The organism is Rhodobacter sp. Har01 (genome assembly GCF_020564565.1).
Classification (GTDB): domain Bacteria; phylum Pseudomonadota; class Alphaproteobacteria; order Rhodobacterales; family Rhodobacteraceae; genus Pseudogemmobacter.
In genome coordinates this window covers 30470-44232 of the sequence record NZ_JAJCTD010000004.1, presented here as the reverse complement: position 1 = coordinate 44232, position 13763 = coordinate 30470, and the positions used below count along the sequence as shown (strand labels likewise).

Genomic DNA, 13763 nt, shown 5'->3' with positions numbered 1-13763 from the left:
TCGCCTACGCGGTGGCCTTGGCCATCGCCTGATCCAGGTCGGCGATGATGTCGGCCACGTCCTCGATGCCGATCGACAGCCTTACCACGTTGGGCGGCGCCCCGGCGGCGACCTGCTGTTCGGGCGACAGCTGCCGGTGCGTGGTCGAGGCCGAGTGGATGATCAGGCTGCGGGTGTCGCCGAGGTTGGCGACGTGGCTGAACAGCTTGACGTTGTCGATCAGTTTCACGCAGGCGTCATAGCCGCCTTTCAGCGCAAAGGTGAACAGGGCACCCGCCCCCTTGGGCACGATCTTCTTCGCCCGCTTGGCGTAGGGGCTGGATTTCAGCCCGGCGTAGGTGACGTATTCCACGCGCGGGTCTTTCTCAAGCCATTCAGCTACTTGCTGGGCGTTCTTCACGTGGCGTTCCATGCGCAGGCCCAGCGTCTCGATCCCCATCAGGGTGTAGTGTGCACCTTGCGGGTTCATCGTCATGCCCAGGTCGCGCAGGCCGATGGCAATGGAGTGGAAGGTGAAGGCCATGTTGCCCAGGGTGGGGTGGAAGACCAGGCCGTGGTAGGCCGGCTCGGGCTGCGACAGGCTGGGGAACTTGTCGGAGGCCGACCAGTCGAACTTGCCCGAATCGACCACGATGCCGCCGGTGACGGTGCCGTTGCCGGTCAGGTACTTTGTGGCCGAATGCACGACCAGGGTGGCGCCCATCTCGATGGGCTTGCACAGCCAGGGTGTGGCGGTGGTGTTGTCCACGATCAGCGGAATGCCCTTGCGGTCGGCGATCTTGGCCAGCGCCGGGATGTCGGTGATGTAGCCGCCGGGGTTGGCGATGGTTTCGCAGAACAGCGCGCGAGTGTTCTTGTCGATGGCCTTGGACACCGCGCCCAGATCGTCGGTATCGACGAACTTGCACGACCAGCCGAAGCGTTTGATGGTCTGGCTGAACTGGGTGATCGTGCCGCCGTAAAGTCGTGACGAGGCGACGATATTCTTGCCCGGCCCCATCAGCGGAAACAGCGCCATGATCTGCGCGGCATGGCCGGACGAACAGGCGATGGCCCCCGCGCCGCCTTCCAGCGCCGCAACCCGGTTGGCCAGCGCCATCACGGTGGGGTTGGTCAGGCGGGAATAGATGTAGCCGACCTCGGCCAGGTTGAAGAGCCGCGCCGCGTGGTCGGCGTCTTTGAAGACATAGGCGGTGGTCTGGTAGATCGGCACCTGACGCGCGCCGGTAGCGGGGTCGGGCGCGGTGCCGGCATGGATGGCCAGCGTGTCAAAGCCCTGGGGTCTGTCGGTCATGGGGTCCTCCGGATCTTTTTCTGGCGGCAGGCTAGGCGAGGCCGGGGCCTTGGGCAATCGCCACGGCCGTGCCGGACAGCCGAGCGCGCGAAAAAGAACGCCGGTCCTGCCGCTTGCGCAGGGGCGGAACGAAGCGTGGGCGCCAGTGCGCGCACGGCCGGCTTCGTTCGCGCGGCGGGCGGGACGAAGGAACCGGCGCCTTCGGTGCCGCGTGGTTTTTCCGGCCGGGCCGTCGTTTGCGGGCGGGACTCTGCAGGGTTTCCGTGCAGGATGGGTCCGCGACAGCTGTGGGAGCGCGCGTGACATTCGATCTGTTCTTGGCCCTGCTGGGCTTTGCCTTCGTGACCTCGGTCACGCCGGGACCGAACAACATGATGCTCTTGGCAAGCGGTGTGAACTTCGGTTTTCGTCGGACGGTGCCGCATATGCTGGGCATCTCGGTGGGGCATTCGGTGATGGTGTTCCTGGTGGGACTGGGGATCGCCGGGCTGTTCAAGGCCTGGCCGCCGGCGCTGAGCGGGCTGAAGGTCGCCTCGGTGGGCTACATGCTGTGGCTGGCGTGGAAGATCGCGCGGGCCGACGCGCCGGGCGACGGGCGCACGCGGGCGCGGCCGATGACCTTTCTGCAGGCGGCAGCGTTCCAGTGGGTGAACCCCAAGGCCTGGGCAATGGCGCTGGGCGCGGTTGCGGCCTATGTCACCTCGCCCTCGGTCGGGGCATATCTGGCGGTGGCTGCGACCTTCTCGCTGGTGAACCTGCCTTCGGTTTCGCTTTGGGCGGCGGCCGGGCAGGGGTTGCGGCTTTGGCTTGAGGCGCCCGCGCGGTTGCGCGCCTTCAACTGGACCATGGCGACGCTTCTGATCGCGTCGCTTTATCCGGTCGTGACGATGGAGCTTTGAAGCGCAGCCAGGATGCGATCAGCGAGAGTAGCCGCCGCCGCCATCGTCTCCGCCGCGGTCTTCGTCACCCCAGGTGTTGTCTCCCTCGGACTGGCCGGGAATAACGGCGCAGCCGGACAGCGGGAAGGATGCAAGCAGAACAACGCAAACCAGGAAACGCATCGGCCAACCTCCAATTCCTGAAAGCTCAATGCGCCGATCCTAGCATGAAACACGCATCCGACGATCAGTTTTCCCGCAGGTCCTAGCGCAGCCAGAGGCCGTTGCGTTTCAAGCTGTTTCGGATGGCCTGTTCGCGGTGGGGCAGGTTCGCCTGGTCGAACAGGACCCGTGCCCGCTTGCCGCCGTTCAGGTAGACCATCTGCTTGACCTGTGGCCAGTCGCGCAGGATGCGGCGGTTCTCCTTCGTCTCGGCGACCTGTTCCAGCACCGTGACAGCACGGTCGCCTTCCTTGGCGTAGAGCAGCGGCAGCGTGCGGTAGTGGCAGGTCACGTCGCCGTCGAGGCCCTGCAGGCCCGGTCCGGGCCGCCCGCCGCCGAAGGAATGAATCACCAGCGGCAGGGCGATCTGGTCGAGCCAGGGATAGATTTCCTGGCAGACCAGCGCCTCGGGGCGAGCATCGCGGATCTGGCGCGCATAGTCCAGGAAGCGGTGGCCGAAGGCGGGGGCGCTGGCATGGAAGAACCAGCCGGCGTTGAAATAAAGGTACCGCTGCCAGTATTCGTCCGGGTGGCCGGGGTCGAGCGAGCTTTCGAAATCCAGGCCGAAGTGGTCGTAGAGCGATTTCCAGGTTTCCGTGTAGCCCGGGCCATAGAGTTCGACTGTGGGCCAGGTGCCCTCGCGGCGCATCGAGGCGGAGGGTCTGGAGAAATCGAAGGCCAGGTTGTCCAGCGGACCGGTGACCAGGGTGTCGGTGTCGAGAAAAAGGAAGGGCGCGTCGGGGGCCGAAAGCAGGCACTCGATCTTGTTGCCCTGGGGGTAGGCGGCGCCAAAGACCGCGGCGTCAAAGGGCAGGAAGTCAGCGCCCAGGTCCAGGAGACGGTCGCGCAGGGGGCCTTCTGGCAGCCGGGGGTCGTCCCGCCACAGGGGGCCCGGCTGCGGTTCGGCCAGGATCAGGCGGCCGGCAAAGCTCGGGTTGGTGGCGCGCAGCGAGGCGGCCAGGAGCAGGGCCTCGAACCCGAGGCGGCCGTTCTGCACGACCGCGATGATGTTGAAGGGGGGGGCCATGGGCTTGCCTGTTTGCGCCGACGATAGGTCAGCCGGGGCTGAAGCGCAACGACAGGCAGGACATGCCGCCATCGAGCTTGGCGCATTCAGAATTGCCGATCTCGGTCACCGCAAAGCCCGCCTCGACCAGCCGGTCGCGGGTGCGCGGAAAGCCTGCGGGGAACAGAACCGCGGCGTTGAAGCGGATGGCATTGGCGGCAGCTTCCTCGCCCGGGGCCACCGGGATCACCTGGTAGCCTTGGAAACAGCCCGAGGCGGCGAGGCGGTCGGTCGACAGGATGGTGTCGCCGTCCATCAGCGAGCAGTCGGTCTTGAAGTGCAGCACGCCGGGGGGCGTGTGGACTTCGCGCACTGGGTGGCCCCAGTCGGCGACAAGGCGGGTCAGTTCGGCGATGCCGGCGGCATTGGTGCGGGCACTGCGGCCGACCAGGATTTCGGTTTCGGTCACCAGGATGTCGCCGCCTTCGATGAAGCTGCCCTCGCCCTCGATGCGGCGGACATGGCTGTAAAGTGCGCGCAGGTGCGGCTGCATCTCGGCCGCCTCGCCCAGTCGCGATGGCGCGCCGGGGCGCATGATCACGGCGCCTTCGGGCAGGCAGAGCGCCGTGTCCTCGACGAAGACGCTGTCGGGATAGGCGTCGAGCGGGTCAAGCACGGTCACCGTCGCGCCGGTGCCCCGCAGGGCGGCGCAATAGGCGTCATGGTGGGACTGCATGAGGCCAAGGTCGGGTGTGCCGGTATCCACCGCGCGCAGGCCCCGGGTGATCGAGGCCGCGGGGCGGCGGGCGATGGCATGGGTGAAGTGGCAGGAGCGCATGGCGAGGGTCCGGGCTTTGGGCGCGGCCAACATGGCGCAGCCCGGGCCAAAAGGGCAGGGGCAAAAGCTGGGGGGCAAAAGCAAAGGGCCAGCCCCGAAGGACCGGCCCTGTGTTGCGCTTCCCTTGCAGAAAGCCTGGTGGGCGACCCTGGAATCGAACCAGGCGTGGGTCGCCCCGGCGGAGTTACAGTCCGCTGCCGCACCTTGCAGCTCGTCGCCCACTGGCCGCGGGGTGTAGCCAAGGGGGGGCAGGGCGTCAAGGGCGTTTCCGGGCGCGCTTCCGGGGGCGTTTCCGTCCCGTTTCGGACTTGCGCGAGCGGCCGATTTGGCGCCTTGATCGTGGCCTGTGACAAAGGGCTTTGGGCGATGAAGAAACCCACCTGGGTGGTCGAGAAAGAGCGCGTCAAGCGCATCGAGGCGAAAGAGACGATCTGGCTTTTCGGCCTGCACGCGGTGCGCGATGCGCTCTTGAACCCACGGCGCGAAAAGCTGCGGCTGATCGTGACGAAGAACGCGCTCGACCGACTTGAGGACGCGGTGGCCGAGGCCGGGATCGAGCCCGAGGTGGTGGATGCCCGCCGCTTCGAAGCGCCGCTCGACCCCGGTTCGGTGCACCAGGGCGCGGCGCTGGAGGCGCGGCCGCTGGACTGGGGCAGCCTGGTCGATGTGGCGGTTGCGGGCGAGGGGGGACCTCTGGTGATGCTTCTGGATCGGGTGACCGACCCGCACAATGCCGGCGCCGTGCTGCGCAGTGCCGAGGTTTTCGGCGCCCGCGCGGTGATCGCCCCGCGCCACCATTCGGCACCCGAAACCGGCGCGCTGGCCAAGACCGCCAGCGGCGCGCTGGAGCGGCAGCCCTACCTGCGGGTGACCAACCTGTCCGAGGCGATGCAGCAGCTGAAGGACGCGGGATACGTGCTGATCGGCCTCGACAGCGCGGTCGACATGCCGCTGGCCGAGGCGCTGGCCGGCGCCAAGGGCCGCCCGGTGGGGCTGGTGCTGGGGGCCGAGGGGCCGGGCCTGCGGGAAAAGACCCGCGAGACCTGCGATGTCCTGGCGCGCATTCCGGCGGCAGGACGGTTCGGCAGCCTGAACGTGTCGAACGCGGCCGCGGTGGCGCTTTACGCGGCTGTGACCCGGTGATCACGAATGCGCGACGGTGTCTTTAACGTGCCGTCGCGGTCCCCAATTGATCAAGGGAAGGCGGGACCGGAACCCCCGTCCTTGATTGCACTGTCCCTCGTTCCGCACCTTGCGCGCCCGTGTCCTCCGGCACGGGCGCGTTTTTCTGACCTGAGGGGAGGCCCCCGATGCATGATGATGCGCTGATCCGCGAAATCCTGACCAGGGCCCGCACCATCGCGGTGGTGGGCTGGTCGCCGAAACCCGACCGGCCAAGCCATGGCGTGGCGGCCTTTCTGGCGCGGCGGGGGTATCGGGTGATTCCGGTGAACCCCGGCCACGCCGGGCAGGCGGCGCTGGGGCAGGTGGTGCGCGCCTCGCTGGCCGAGGTGGTGGAAAAAGACGGCCCCATCGACCTGGTGGACATCTTCCGCCGCAGCGAAGAGGCGGGCGCAGTGGTGGATGAGGCCATCGCCGTGGGCGCCAAGGCGGTCTGGTTGCAGCTTGGAGTGATCGACGACGAGGCTTTCGCCCGCGCCCGGGACGCGGGCCTGAAGGCGGTGATGAACCGCTGCCCGGCGATTGAAATCCCCCGCCTGGGGCTTTGACCCGCGGCTCAGGCGCTGGTCTTCCACAGCCGCACCGGCGGCTTTTCGGCCCGGGAAACGATGCCGCGCGCCTCAAGGTCCAGTTGCACGGCCTTGACCCACCAGCCGGCCTTTTCCCCGCCCGGGAACAGCGCGGGGTCCAAGGCAGTCTTGACCGCGGTGATCAAGGCCTCGGGCGTGATCCCCGGCGCCACCGCAGGCAGGGCCGCCAGCACGGCGCGTCGCATCTCGGCAAACTTCGCGGCATCCACCCGATAGGACTTGCCCGGCTGCAAGACATTCAGGATTTCAGTCTTCGACATGCCTGGCGACCCCATCGGCGATCACTGCCGGCGTCATGCTGCCACCGATGGCGCCCCGCTGGCAAGCGCCGGGCCGTCGGGCAGGATCTCCAGTTCCCACTCCGGCGGCGGTGGGCAGATGGGCAGCCGACGGTCGGCAAGGGCCTCGAAGACCGGGCCGGGGTTGCCGGGAAAGCGCACGATCTGCGGCTTGCCATTGCGTAGGGTCCGCAGCAGCGCGAGGTCATAGTCCAGCAGTCCCTGGAGCAGACGGTCTGGGTCGGTGGCCGCCCAGGCCGCAAAGGCCTCAGCCTCCAGCGGCGCATAGAGGCGGGCCGAGACGGCGGAGTAGAAGGTGTCGAGCAGGGCCTCGACTGCGGCGCGTTCGCGCAGGATCAAGTAGCGGATCGCGCGCGGCAGGGTGCGCGCCAGCATCGAGCCGCGGAACGATCGGGCAAGCCGCGCGTAAAGCGCCAGGGCGGCCTTGTCCTCGGGGTGCGGATGGGCCTCCGGGTCGGCTTTCCAGATGGCTTCGGTCAGCGCGGCCTCCCACAACGCGGGGCTGGGGGCCCCGGCCAGAAGGGCAGGCGCCAGGTCGCGCGGGCGGGCGTCCGAGGTGCTGCGCCCGGCAACAGCCCAGAGGCTGCGGAGGTCTTCGACGGTGTCGTCCAGCACCCTCTCTTCGGTGCGTTCGAGAAAACTGTCGTAGATCTCGAAGTTCAGCGCGCCGAGGTTGGGCAAGTCTGTCAGCACCTCGCGCGCCATCGCCTTGAGGTCGGGCGGGATCGGCCCGGAATGGCTGTCCAGCCAGAAGCCGTCCATTTCCATTCCGCCGGCGAGGTGCACCTCCCAGACCCTTTCCCGCGGCAGGGCGCGCAGGAAATCGTCCAGATCCAGCCGGCCGTTGCGGGCATTGCAGTAAAGGTTGTGCAGGTCGAGCAGGATGCCGCAATCAGCGCGGGCGGCGACCTCGGCCAGCCAGACGCCATCGGTCATCTCGAACGGCTTGCGTGCCAGATAGGCCACGCCGGTTTCCACCGCGACTGGGCGGCCGACAAGGCCGGCGAAGGCGCGGATGTTGGCCGCGGCAACCTCGGCCGAAGCTTCGGTCTGCAACGGCGGCAGGAAGAAGCCCGAGGCCTGGTGCGGGGTGCCGCCCACGGACAGGTGTTCGCTGACCCAGGGACTGGCCAGCCTGTCCGCGGTGGCGCGGATCAGCGCGCATTGCGCCGGGTCGGGCACCCGTGTGCCGCCCAGCGGCAGGCTGACGGAATGCACCAGCTTGTGCCCGGGCAGGGCCTGGAAAAGGTCGATGCCCGGGCCGAATTCATAGAACGGGCCGGTGAAGGCGTCATCGGCAAGCCAAAGCGTCTGCGGCTCGATTTCAAGCACGTCCAGCGCGTCTGGCCGGCGCTCCAGAAACGGGCGAAGCGCCGGAGAGAAGATCATGCCGATTCCAAGCCGGGGGGGCTGGAAGCGGGATGCGTCAGCCAAGGCGCATCACCGGGGCTTCGACGTTCATCGCCTGGTCGATGACGAACAGCTCTTCCATCTGGAAGAACAGGTCGCAGCCGGTGGCACAGGCCGGGTGGCCGGTCATGTCGGCGATGCGGTCGATCATGGCGTTGACGTCGGCAAGCTTCGCCACGGCCGAGGGTTTCACGCCCACCGCGACGCTGGGAATCTCGCGCCGGATGCCCGCCCAGCCGCCGACGCGGGCGGTGTCGCTGAACGACTTGGCAAGCGCCAGCTCGCGCTGCAGTTCCATGCGGATGTCAAAGCCCGAGCAGCAGGCCGGACAGCCCAGCTTGCCAAGGACCGTGGCGATGGATTTCTTCAGCCCGTCGATGTTGCCGGCGACCGAGGCGGGAATGGAAACGCGAACGGCCTGCGCGGAAATGGCAGTGTCTTTCATGGTCGTCTCCTGAAAAGGGATAGGTGAAACGTCCCTTCAGGATCGGGCAAGTTGCCGGGTCGCGCAACAACCGGAGCGTGAATTCGGCGTCAGCGCGGCGTCAATGGCGCGCCTGCCGGCCAATCAGCGGCGGGCGGCCTTTTCGGCCAGCCCTGAGGTGCCCTCGCGGCGTTCCAGTTCGGCCAGCACCTCGGCCAGCGTCACATCGCGCGAGGTCAGCATGACCAGCAGGTGATACAGCGCATCCGCCGCTTCGGAGGTCAGCTTGGCGCGGTCGCCGCGGACGGCCTCGATGATCGCCTCGACGGCCTCTTCACCGAACTTCTGGGCACATTTCTCGGGACCCTTGGCCAGAAGCTTGGCGGTCCAGCTGGTGTCGGGGTCCGCACCCTTGCGGGCGGCGATGGTGGCGGCAAGGCGGTCCAGCGGGTGCGCGGTCATGTCAGCCTCACGGGGATGCCGGCTTTGGCCATGTGGGCCTTGGCCTGGCCGATGGTGAAGGTGCCGAAGTGGAAGATCGAGGCCGCCAGCACGGCGCTGGCATGGCCTTCGGTGATGCCTTCGACCAGATGGTCCAGCGTGCCGACGCCGCCGCTTGCAATCACGGGAATTGCCACCGAGTCGGCGATGGCGCGGGTCAATGGCAGGTTGAACCCGGCCTTGGTGCCGTCGCGGTCCATGCTGGTGAGCAGGATTTCGCCCGCGCCTTTGGCCGCCACGGTGCGGGCGAATTCGACCGCGTCGATGCCGGTCGATTTGCGCCCGCCATGGGTGAATATCTCCCACCGGCCCGGCGCCACGGTCTTGGCATCGATGGCGACGACGATGCATTGCGACCCGAAGCGGTCGGCAGCTTCGGCCACCACGTTGGGGTCAGCCACCGCGGCCGAGTTGAACGACACCTTGTCGGCCCCTGCCAGCAGCAGCGCCCGCACGTCGCGGTGGCTGCGCACCCCGCCGCCCACGGTCAGGGGCACATAGACCTGCTCGGCGGTGCGGGTGACCAGATCGAACATGGTGCCGCGGTTTTCGTGGGTGGCGTGGATGTCCAGAAAGGTGATCTCGTCGGCGCCGGCGCGGTCATAGGCCTTCGCGGCCTCGACCGGGTCACCCGCATCCACGAGATTGACGAAGTTCACGCCCTTGACCACGCGGCCATCGGCGACGTCCAGGCAGGGGATGACGCGGGTTTTCAGCATGGGGCGGTCTTAGCGCGGGGCAAGGCATTTGGCCAGTCCCGACCCCCGGAGGGCCGTGGCTGGCGATTTCCGCTTGCCTGTGCAGCGCGGACTGGCCCAGGCGCAGGCCACGTGCCAGCATCCGGCCCATGCAGGGACTGCGCTACATGGCCGTTTCCCTGGCCCTGGGATTCATCGCCACCTGGGCCTCGGAGAACCTGTTCTGGATCGTCCCGCCCGATGGCACCTCGGTCCCGGACTGGCTGATGACCTGGGTCGCCTATTCCATCGCCGCGGCTTGCGCGCTGTCGATGGTGCTGTGGACCGGGGCCGGCGGCTGGGCGGCGGCGTTCCTGGGCGGGGCGGTGCTGGGCTATCTGCTGGAAGGCATCGTGGTCGGCACGATCTACGACGCCTTTCCGTTCCAGCTGGTCTGGACGCCGGTCGCCTGGCACGCCCTGATCACCGGCGGGCTGATCCTGGGCGGCGGCCTTGCCCCGCTGTCGCTGCGGCGGCGGATGCTTCTGTGGCTGGCGGCCGGCGGGCTGTTCACGGTCTGGTCGCTGTTCTGGCCGCTGGAGCGCCCGGTGCTGCCGGGGCCGGACGGGCTGCTGGTCTATCTGGCGTTGCCGGGGCTGGGGGTCGTGGTGGCGCTTTGGCTGGTCGGTCGGCTCGGGCGGCCCGCGCCGCGCCGCTGGGTGCTGTGGGTCGCGCCGACGATGGCACTGGCCGTGGGCGTGATTCAGGCCGTGACGTTTCCAACTCCGCTGCGGGCCGTGCTGCCGGTCCTGCTGCTGGCGCTCTGGGGACTGATGCGGCGGGCTGGCCCGGGGCAATGGGCCGTGCGGCAACCGCTGTGGCGGCATTTGCCGGTGTTGATCGTGCCGGTGATGGTGGCCTTCGGCGCCCCGTCGCTTTGGGCGATCCTGGGGGCGGTCGACGTCAGCCTGCCCTTCGCGGTTGCCGCGGGCGTGGCCGGGCTGGGCCTGATGGCCCAAATCGCCCTGCGCGGCCTCCGACGCTGAAGGATCAGCGCAAGCTGGCCAGAGCCTGCGCCAGGTCGATGGCCCCGTCATAAAGCGCGCGGCCCGAGATGGCGCCGGCGATCACGCCGGTGTCGCGCAGGGCCAGCAAGTCGGCCAGGCGCGAGACCCCGCCCGAGGCGATGACGGGGATCGAGACGGCGCGCGCCAGGGCCTCGGTCGCCTCGGTGTTCGGGCCCTGCATGGCGCCGTCGCGGTCGATGTCGGTGTAGATGATCGCCGCCACCCCGGCGTCCTGGAAGCTGCGGGCAAGGTCGGTGGCCAGGATGTCGGTCTCGGTCGCCCAGCCCTTGGTGGCGACACGGCCCTTGCGGGCGTCGATGCCGACGGCGACGCGGCCGGGGAAGGCGCGGGCGGCTTCGCGGACGAGAGCCGGGTTCTCGACCGCGACGGTGCCCAGGATGACGCGGGCAAGGCCCTTGGACAACCAGGCCTCGATGGTGGCCATGTCGCGGATGCCGCCGCCCAGTTGGCAAGGGACATTGACGCGGGCCAGGATCGCCTCGACCGCCGCCGCGTTCACCGGCACACCGGCGAAGGCGCCGTTCAGGTCCACCAGATGCAGCCATTCGCAGCCCGCCGCGACGAACTTGGCCGCCTGCGCCGCCGGGTCGTCGCCGAAGACGGTGGCGGCCGACATCTCGCCGCGCAGCAGCCGGACGCACTGGCCGTTCTTCAGGTCGATGGCGGGATACAGGATCATGGCGCGGCTCCACTGACTTTGGGCGCCGTTTGCCACGGGGCGGGCGCGATGGGAAGGGGCGCGCGACCCCACGTCACGCTTGATCGGCGGACCGGGGGCGGCAAAGAATTTCGCATCTCTGTGGGAGGAGGACCCCGAATGAAGACGATGATGCTGGCCGCGGCGCTGGCGGTGCTTGGCGCCGCGGCGGCGGCCGATCCGCTGGAAGGCGTCTGGCAGACCGAGCTGGACGAAGAGCGGTACGCGCATGTCACCATCTCGCCCTGCGCAACCGCCTATTGCGGCACCATCACCCAAAGCTTCGACGCCGCGGGCACGCCGGTCAAATCCGACAACGTGGGCAAGAAGATCGTCATCGACATGATCCCGCAGGGCGACGGCAACTACGAAGGCTCGGTGTTCCGTCCCTCGAACGGCAAGACCTATTACGGCACGATCGAACTCAGCGGCAACAAGCTCAAGCTGCGCGGCTGCGTCGCGGGCGGGCTGATCTGCGCCAAGCAGAACTGGGCGCGGGTGAAATAGGCGCAAGGATCGGGTCGCCTGCGGGTGCGGATCGGGGCACTCTGGCCGCGTGACCCGCGACGGAGGCCCTTGATGCGCCTGCACCACACCGGACGACCGGCGAGCGATGCCGAATGGCAGGCCTTTGTGGCCAGGGGCGCGACGGGCCTGGTCTGGGCCGTCGCCTCGACCGGCATCCACTGTCGCGACGGGTGCCCGGCGCGGCCTTGTCTGCGGGCAAACCTGCGGGTGTTCGACAGCCGCGCGCAGGCCGAGGCGGCAGGTTTCCGCGCCTGCCGGCGCTGTGGCGGCGGTTGACGGCGGTGCGGGCGGAGGCGCAGGCTTGGGCCATGCGACCCGAGGCAATCCTGGAGACCGCGATCTACGCGGACGACCTGCCGGCGGCCGAGGCCTTCTACGGCGGCCTGCTGGGCCTGCCCGTGGTGCTGCGCCAGCCGGGCCGGCATGTGTTCTTTCGCGTCGGCGCGGGCATCCTTCTGGTCTTCGACCCGGCGGCGACCGAGGTGACCGAACCCGCCGCCCGTCTTCCGGTGCCGACCCACGGCGCGCGCGGGCCGGGGCATTTGTGCTTTGCGGCCAGTCGGGACGAGATCGCCACCTGGCGTGACAGGCTGGCCGCTGCCGGCGTGGCGATCGAGGCCGAGTTCGATTGGCCGAACGGCGCGCGGTCACTGTATGTTCGTGATCCGGCCGGCAATTCGGCGGAATTCGCCGAGCAGAGGCTCTGGGCAGAATAGGTCGGAATCGGGTCGCCCGCCGGACACCCATCGAAACGCACGAAGGGCTGTTGGTTCACTGGGGCCAGCAGGACCAAGCGTTCGATGCGGCCTTCGCTGCGGCAGGTGCGTAGCGCCCTTTCCCACTCCTTGCCGGAGGACCCCAGGAGAGGCGCCTTGGAGGACTCAGGGCGCCCAGGTCAGGAAGTTCGCGATGATGCGCAGGCCGGTGGCCGAGGATTTCTCGGGGTGAAACTGGGTGCCGAAGATGGTGCCCTTGCCGACGATGGCGGTCACCTCGCCGGCATAATCGACATGCGCCAGCCGGTGCGCCGGGTCGGCGACGCGGAAATGGTAGGAGTGCACGAAATAGGCGTGGTCGCCGGTTGCGATGCCGGCCAGCACCGGGTGAGGGTGGTCTATGACCAGGTCGTTCCAGCCCATGTGCGGCACCTTGAACGACGGGTCGGCGGGGGCAATGTGTTCGACCTGCCCGCCGATCCAGCCGAAGCCGGGGGTGGGTTCGTATTCCAGTCCCCGGTCGGCCAGCATCTGCATGCCGATGCAGATTCCGAAGAACGGCCGGGCGCGGCGGGTGACGGCCTCGTCGATGGCATCGAAAAGGCCGCCATGCGACCCGAGCGCTCGCCGGCAGGCCGGAAAGGCGCCGTCGCCGGGCAGCACGATGCGGTCTGCCCGCGCCACGTCCTCGGGACGCGAAGACACGATCACCCGGCCGGCGCCGGTCTCGGTCGCCATGCGCTGGAAGGCTTTCTCGGCCGAGTGGAGGTTCCCCGACTCGTAGTCGACCAGGACCGTCAGGCTCACAGCGCGCCCTTGGTGCTGGGCAGCGCACCGGCCATGCGCGGGTCAGGCTCGACCGCCTCCCGCAGGGCGCGAGCCACGGCCTTGAAGGCGGCCTCGGCGATATGGTGGCTGTTTACGCCATGGACCAGGTCGACGTGCAGGGTGATGCCGCCGTGGGTGGACAGGGCCTGGAAGAATTCGCGCACCAGTTCGGTGTCGAACGTGCCGATCTTGGGCGTCGGGAAGGGGACATTCCACACCAGATAGGGCCGGGCCGACAGGTCCAGCGCGCAGGCGACCTGTGCGTCGTCCATCGCCAGCCGGAACTGGCCGTAGCGGCGGATGCCGCGCTTGTCGCCCAGCGCCTGCGTCAGGGTCTGCCCCAGCGCGATGCCGGTGTCTTCCACCGTGTGGTGATCGTCGATGTGGGTGTCGCCTTTCGCGCGGACGGTCAGGTCCATCAGGCTGTGGCGGGCCAACTGGTCCAGCATGTGGTCGAAGAACCCCACACCGGTCTGGCAGTCATACTGCCCCGTGCCATCAAGGTTCACCGTGACCTCTATTGCCGTTTCCGCCGTTTTCCGGCTGACCCTGGCCTCGCGCATGTTGCCCTCCGCATTCACGCCG

Annotated in this window: 19 protein-coding genes and 1 tRNA gene; 7 read left to right on the top strand and 13 right to left on the bottom strand. The window is 68.5% G+C overall.

Annotation, left to right across the window (positions count from 1 at the left end; all coding sequences use genetic code 11):
- Positions 1–4: 4 nt before the first annotated feature.
- Entirely contained in the window at positions 5–1294 is a 1290-nt protein-coding gene (locus tag LHP98_RS10955) for an O-acetylhomoserine aminocarboxypropyltransferase/cysteine synthase family protein (protein WP_227252579.1), read from the bottom strand.
- Between the two features lie 299 nt (positions 1295–1593).
- Between LHP98_RS10955 and LHP98_RS10950 the strand changes: the two genes are divergently transcribed.
- Positions 1594–2193, top strand: a complete 600-nt coding sequence (locus tag LHP98_RS10950; RefSeq protein WP_227252578.1) for a LysE family translocator — start codon at positions 1594–1596, stop codon at positions 2191–2193.
- A gap of 18 nt (positions 2194–2211) precedes the next feature.
- On the opposite strand, the gene LHP98_RS10945 is transcribed toward LHP98_RS10950, so the two are convergent.
- From LHP98_RS10945 to LHP98_RS10930, 4 genes are all read right to left on the bottom strand, one after another.
- Positions 2212–2355 (bottom strand): hypothetical protein, encoded by a 144-nt coding sequence (locus tag LHP98_RS10945; protein ID WP_227252577.1) that lies wholly within the window; start codon positions 2353–2355, stop codon positions 2212–2214.
- A gap of 82 nt (positions 2356–2437) precedes the next feature.
- A complete protein-coding gene (locus tag LHP98_RS10940) occupies positions 2438–3421 on the bottom strand; it encodes a hypothetical protein (protein ID WP_227252576.1) in 984 nt (327 codons plus the stop codon).
- 28 nt (positions 3422–3449) lie between these two features.
- Positions 3450–4238 carry a dimethylarginine dimethylaminohydrolase family protein gene (locus LHP98_RS10935; RefSeq protein ID WP_227252575.1) on the bottom strand — a complete coding sequence of 263 codons (789 nt, stop codon included), beginning with the start codon at positions 4236–4238 and terminating at the stop codon, positions 3450–3452.
- Positions 4239–4374: 136 nt separating this feature from the next.
- Positions 4375–4458 (bottom strand) — tRNA-Tyr (locus LHP98_RS10930).
- A gap of 146 nt (positions 4459–4604) precedes the next feature.
- On the opposite strand from LHP98_RS10930, the gene rlmB reads away from it, so the two are divergent.
- Entirely contained in the window at positions 4605–5381 is a 777-nt protein-coding gene (rlmB, locus tag LHP98_RS10925; RefSeq protein WP_227252574.1) for a 23S rRNA (guanosine(2251)-2'-O)-methyltransferase RlmB, read from the top strand.
- Positions 5382–5548: 167 nt separating this feature from the next.
- Positions 5549–5968, top strand: a complete 420-nt coding sequence (locus LHP98_RS10920; RefSeq protein ID WP_227252573.1) for a CoA-binding protein — start codon at positions 5549–5551, stop codon at positions 5966–5968.
- Between the two features lie 8 nt (positions 5969–5976).
- Here LHP98_RS10920 and LHP98_RS10915 read toward each other — a convergent pair whose 3' ends face one another.
- The 5 genes from LHP98_RS10915 to hisF form a co-directional block, all read right to left on the bottom strand.
- Positions 5977–6270 (bottom strand): DUF6958 family protein, encoded by a 294-nt coding sequence (locus LHP98_RS10915; protein ID WP_227252572.1) that lies wholly within the window; start codon positions 6268–6270, stop codon positions 5977–5979.
- Between the two features lie 33 nt (positions 6271–6303).
- On the bottom strand, positions 6304–7698 hold the full coding sequence (locus LHP98_RS10910) for a DUF692 domain-containing protein (protein WP_227252571.1): 1395 nt from the start codon (positions 7696–7698) through the stop codon (positions 6304–6306).
- A 37-nt stretch (positions 7699–7735) separates the two neighbouring features.
- Positions 7736–8164: a hypothetical protein gene (locus LHP98_RS10905; protein WP_227252570.1), complete on the bottom strand. Its 429-nt coding sequence runs from the start codon at positions 8162–8164 to the stop codon at positions 7736–7738.
- A gap of 123 nt (positions 8165–8287) precedes the next feature.
- A complete protein-coding gene (locus LHP98_RS10900) occupies positions 8288–8605 on the bottom strand; it encodes a phosphoribosyl-ATP diphosphatase (protein WP_227252569.1) in 318 nt (105 codons plus the stop codon).
- Positions 8602–9363: an imidazole glycerol phosphate synthase subunit HisF gene (gene hisF / locus LHP98_RS10895; RefSeq protein WP_227252568.1), complete on the bottom strand. Its 762-nt coding sequence runs from the start codon at positions 9361–9363 to the stop codon at positions 8602–8604. Before hisF ends, LHP98_RS10900 begins: the two co-directional genes overlap by 4 nt.
- 128 nt (positions 9364–9491) lie before the next feature.
- On the opposite strand from hisF, the gene LHP98_RS10890 reads away from it, so the two are divergent.
- Positions 9492–10367 (top strand): hypothetical protein, encoded by an 876-nt coding sequence (locus LHP98_RS10890; RefSeq protein ID WP_227252567.1) that lies wholly within the window; start codon positions 9492–9494, stop codon positions 10365–10367.
- Between the two features lie 4 nt (positions 10368–10371).
- Here LHP98_RS10890 and hisA read toward each other — a convergent pair whose 3' ends face one another.
- Positions 10372–11088, bottom strand: coding sequence for a 1-(5-phosphoribosyl)-5-[(5-phosphoribosylamino)methylideneamino]imidazole-4-carboxamide isomerase (gene hisA / locus LHP98_RS10885; RefSeq protein ID WP_227252566.1), 717 nt, complete (start codon positions 11086–11088; stop codon positions 10372–10374).
- Positions 11089–11226: 138 nt separating this feature from the next.
- Between hisA and LHP98_RS10880 the strand changes: the two genes are divergently transcribed.
- The 3 genes from LHP98_RS10880 to LHP98_RS10870 all read left to right on the top strand — a co-directional run bounded on the left by LHP98_RS10880 (position 11227) and on the right by LHP98_RS10870 (position 12350).
- Positions 11227–11613 carry a DUF2147 domain-containing protein gene (locus LHP98_RS10880; protein ID WP_227252565.1) on the top strand — a complete coding sequence of 129 codons (387 nt, stop codon included), beginning with the start codon at positions 11227–11229 and terminating at the stop codon, positions 11611–11613.
- A gap of 72 nt (positions 11614–11685) precedes the next feature.
- Positions 11686–11910 carry an Ada metal-binding domain-containing protein gene (locus LHP98_RS10875; protein WP_227252564.1) on the top strand — a complete coding sequence of 75 codons (225 nt, stop codon included), beginning with the start codon at positions 11686–11688 and terminating at the stop codon, positions 11908–11910.
- 32 nt (positions 11911–11942) lie between these two features.
- Positions 11943–12350: a VOC family protein gene (locus LHP98_RS10870; RefSeq protein WP_227252563.1), complete on the top strand. Its 408-nt coding sequence runs from the start codon at positions 11943–11945 to the stop codon at positions 12348–12350.
- Between the two features lie 165 nt (positions 12351–12515).
- Here the strand turns inward: LHP98_RS10870 and hisH are convergent, their stop codons facing one another.
- Complete coding sequence (gene hisH, locus LHP98_RS10865; protein ID WP_227252562.1) at positions 12516–13157, bottom strand: imidazole glycerol phosphate synthase subunit HisH; 642 nt, start codon at positions 13155–13157, stop codon at positions 12516–12518.
- Positions 13154–13741, bottom strand: a complete 588-nt coding sequence (gene hisB / locus LHP98_RS10860; RefSeq protein WP_227252561.1) for an imidazoleglycerol-phosphate dehydratase HisB — start codon at positions 13739–13741, stop codon at positions 13154–13156. Before hisB ends, hisH begins: the two co-directional genes overlap by 4 nt.
- Positions 13742–13763 lie beyond the last annotated feature (22 nt).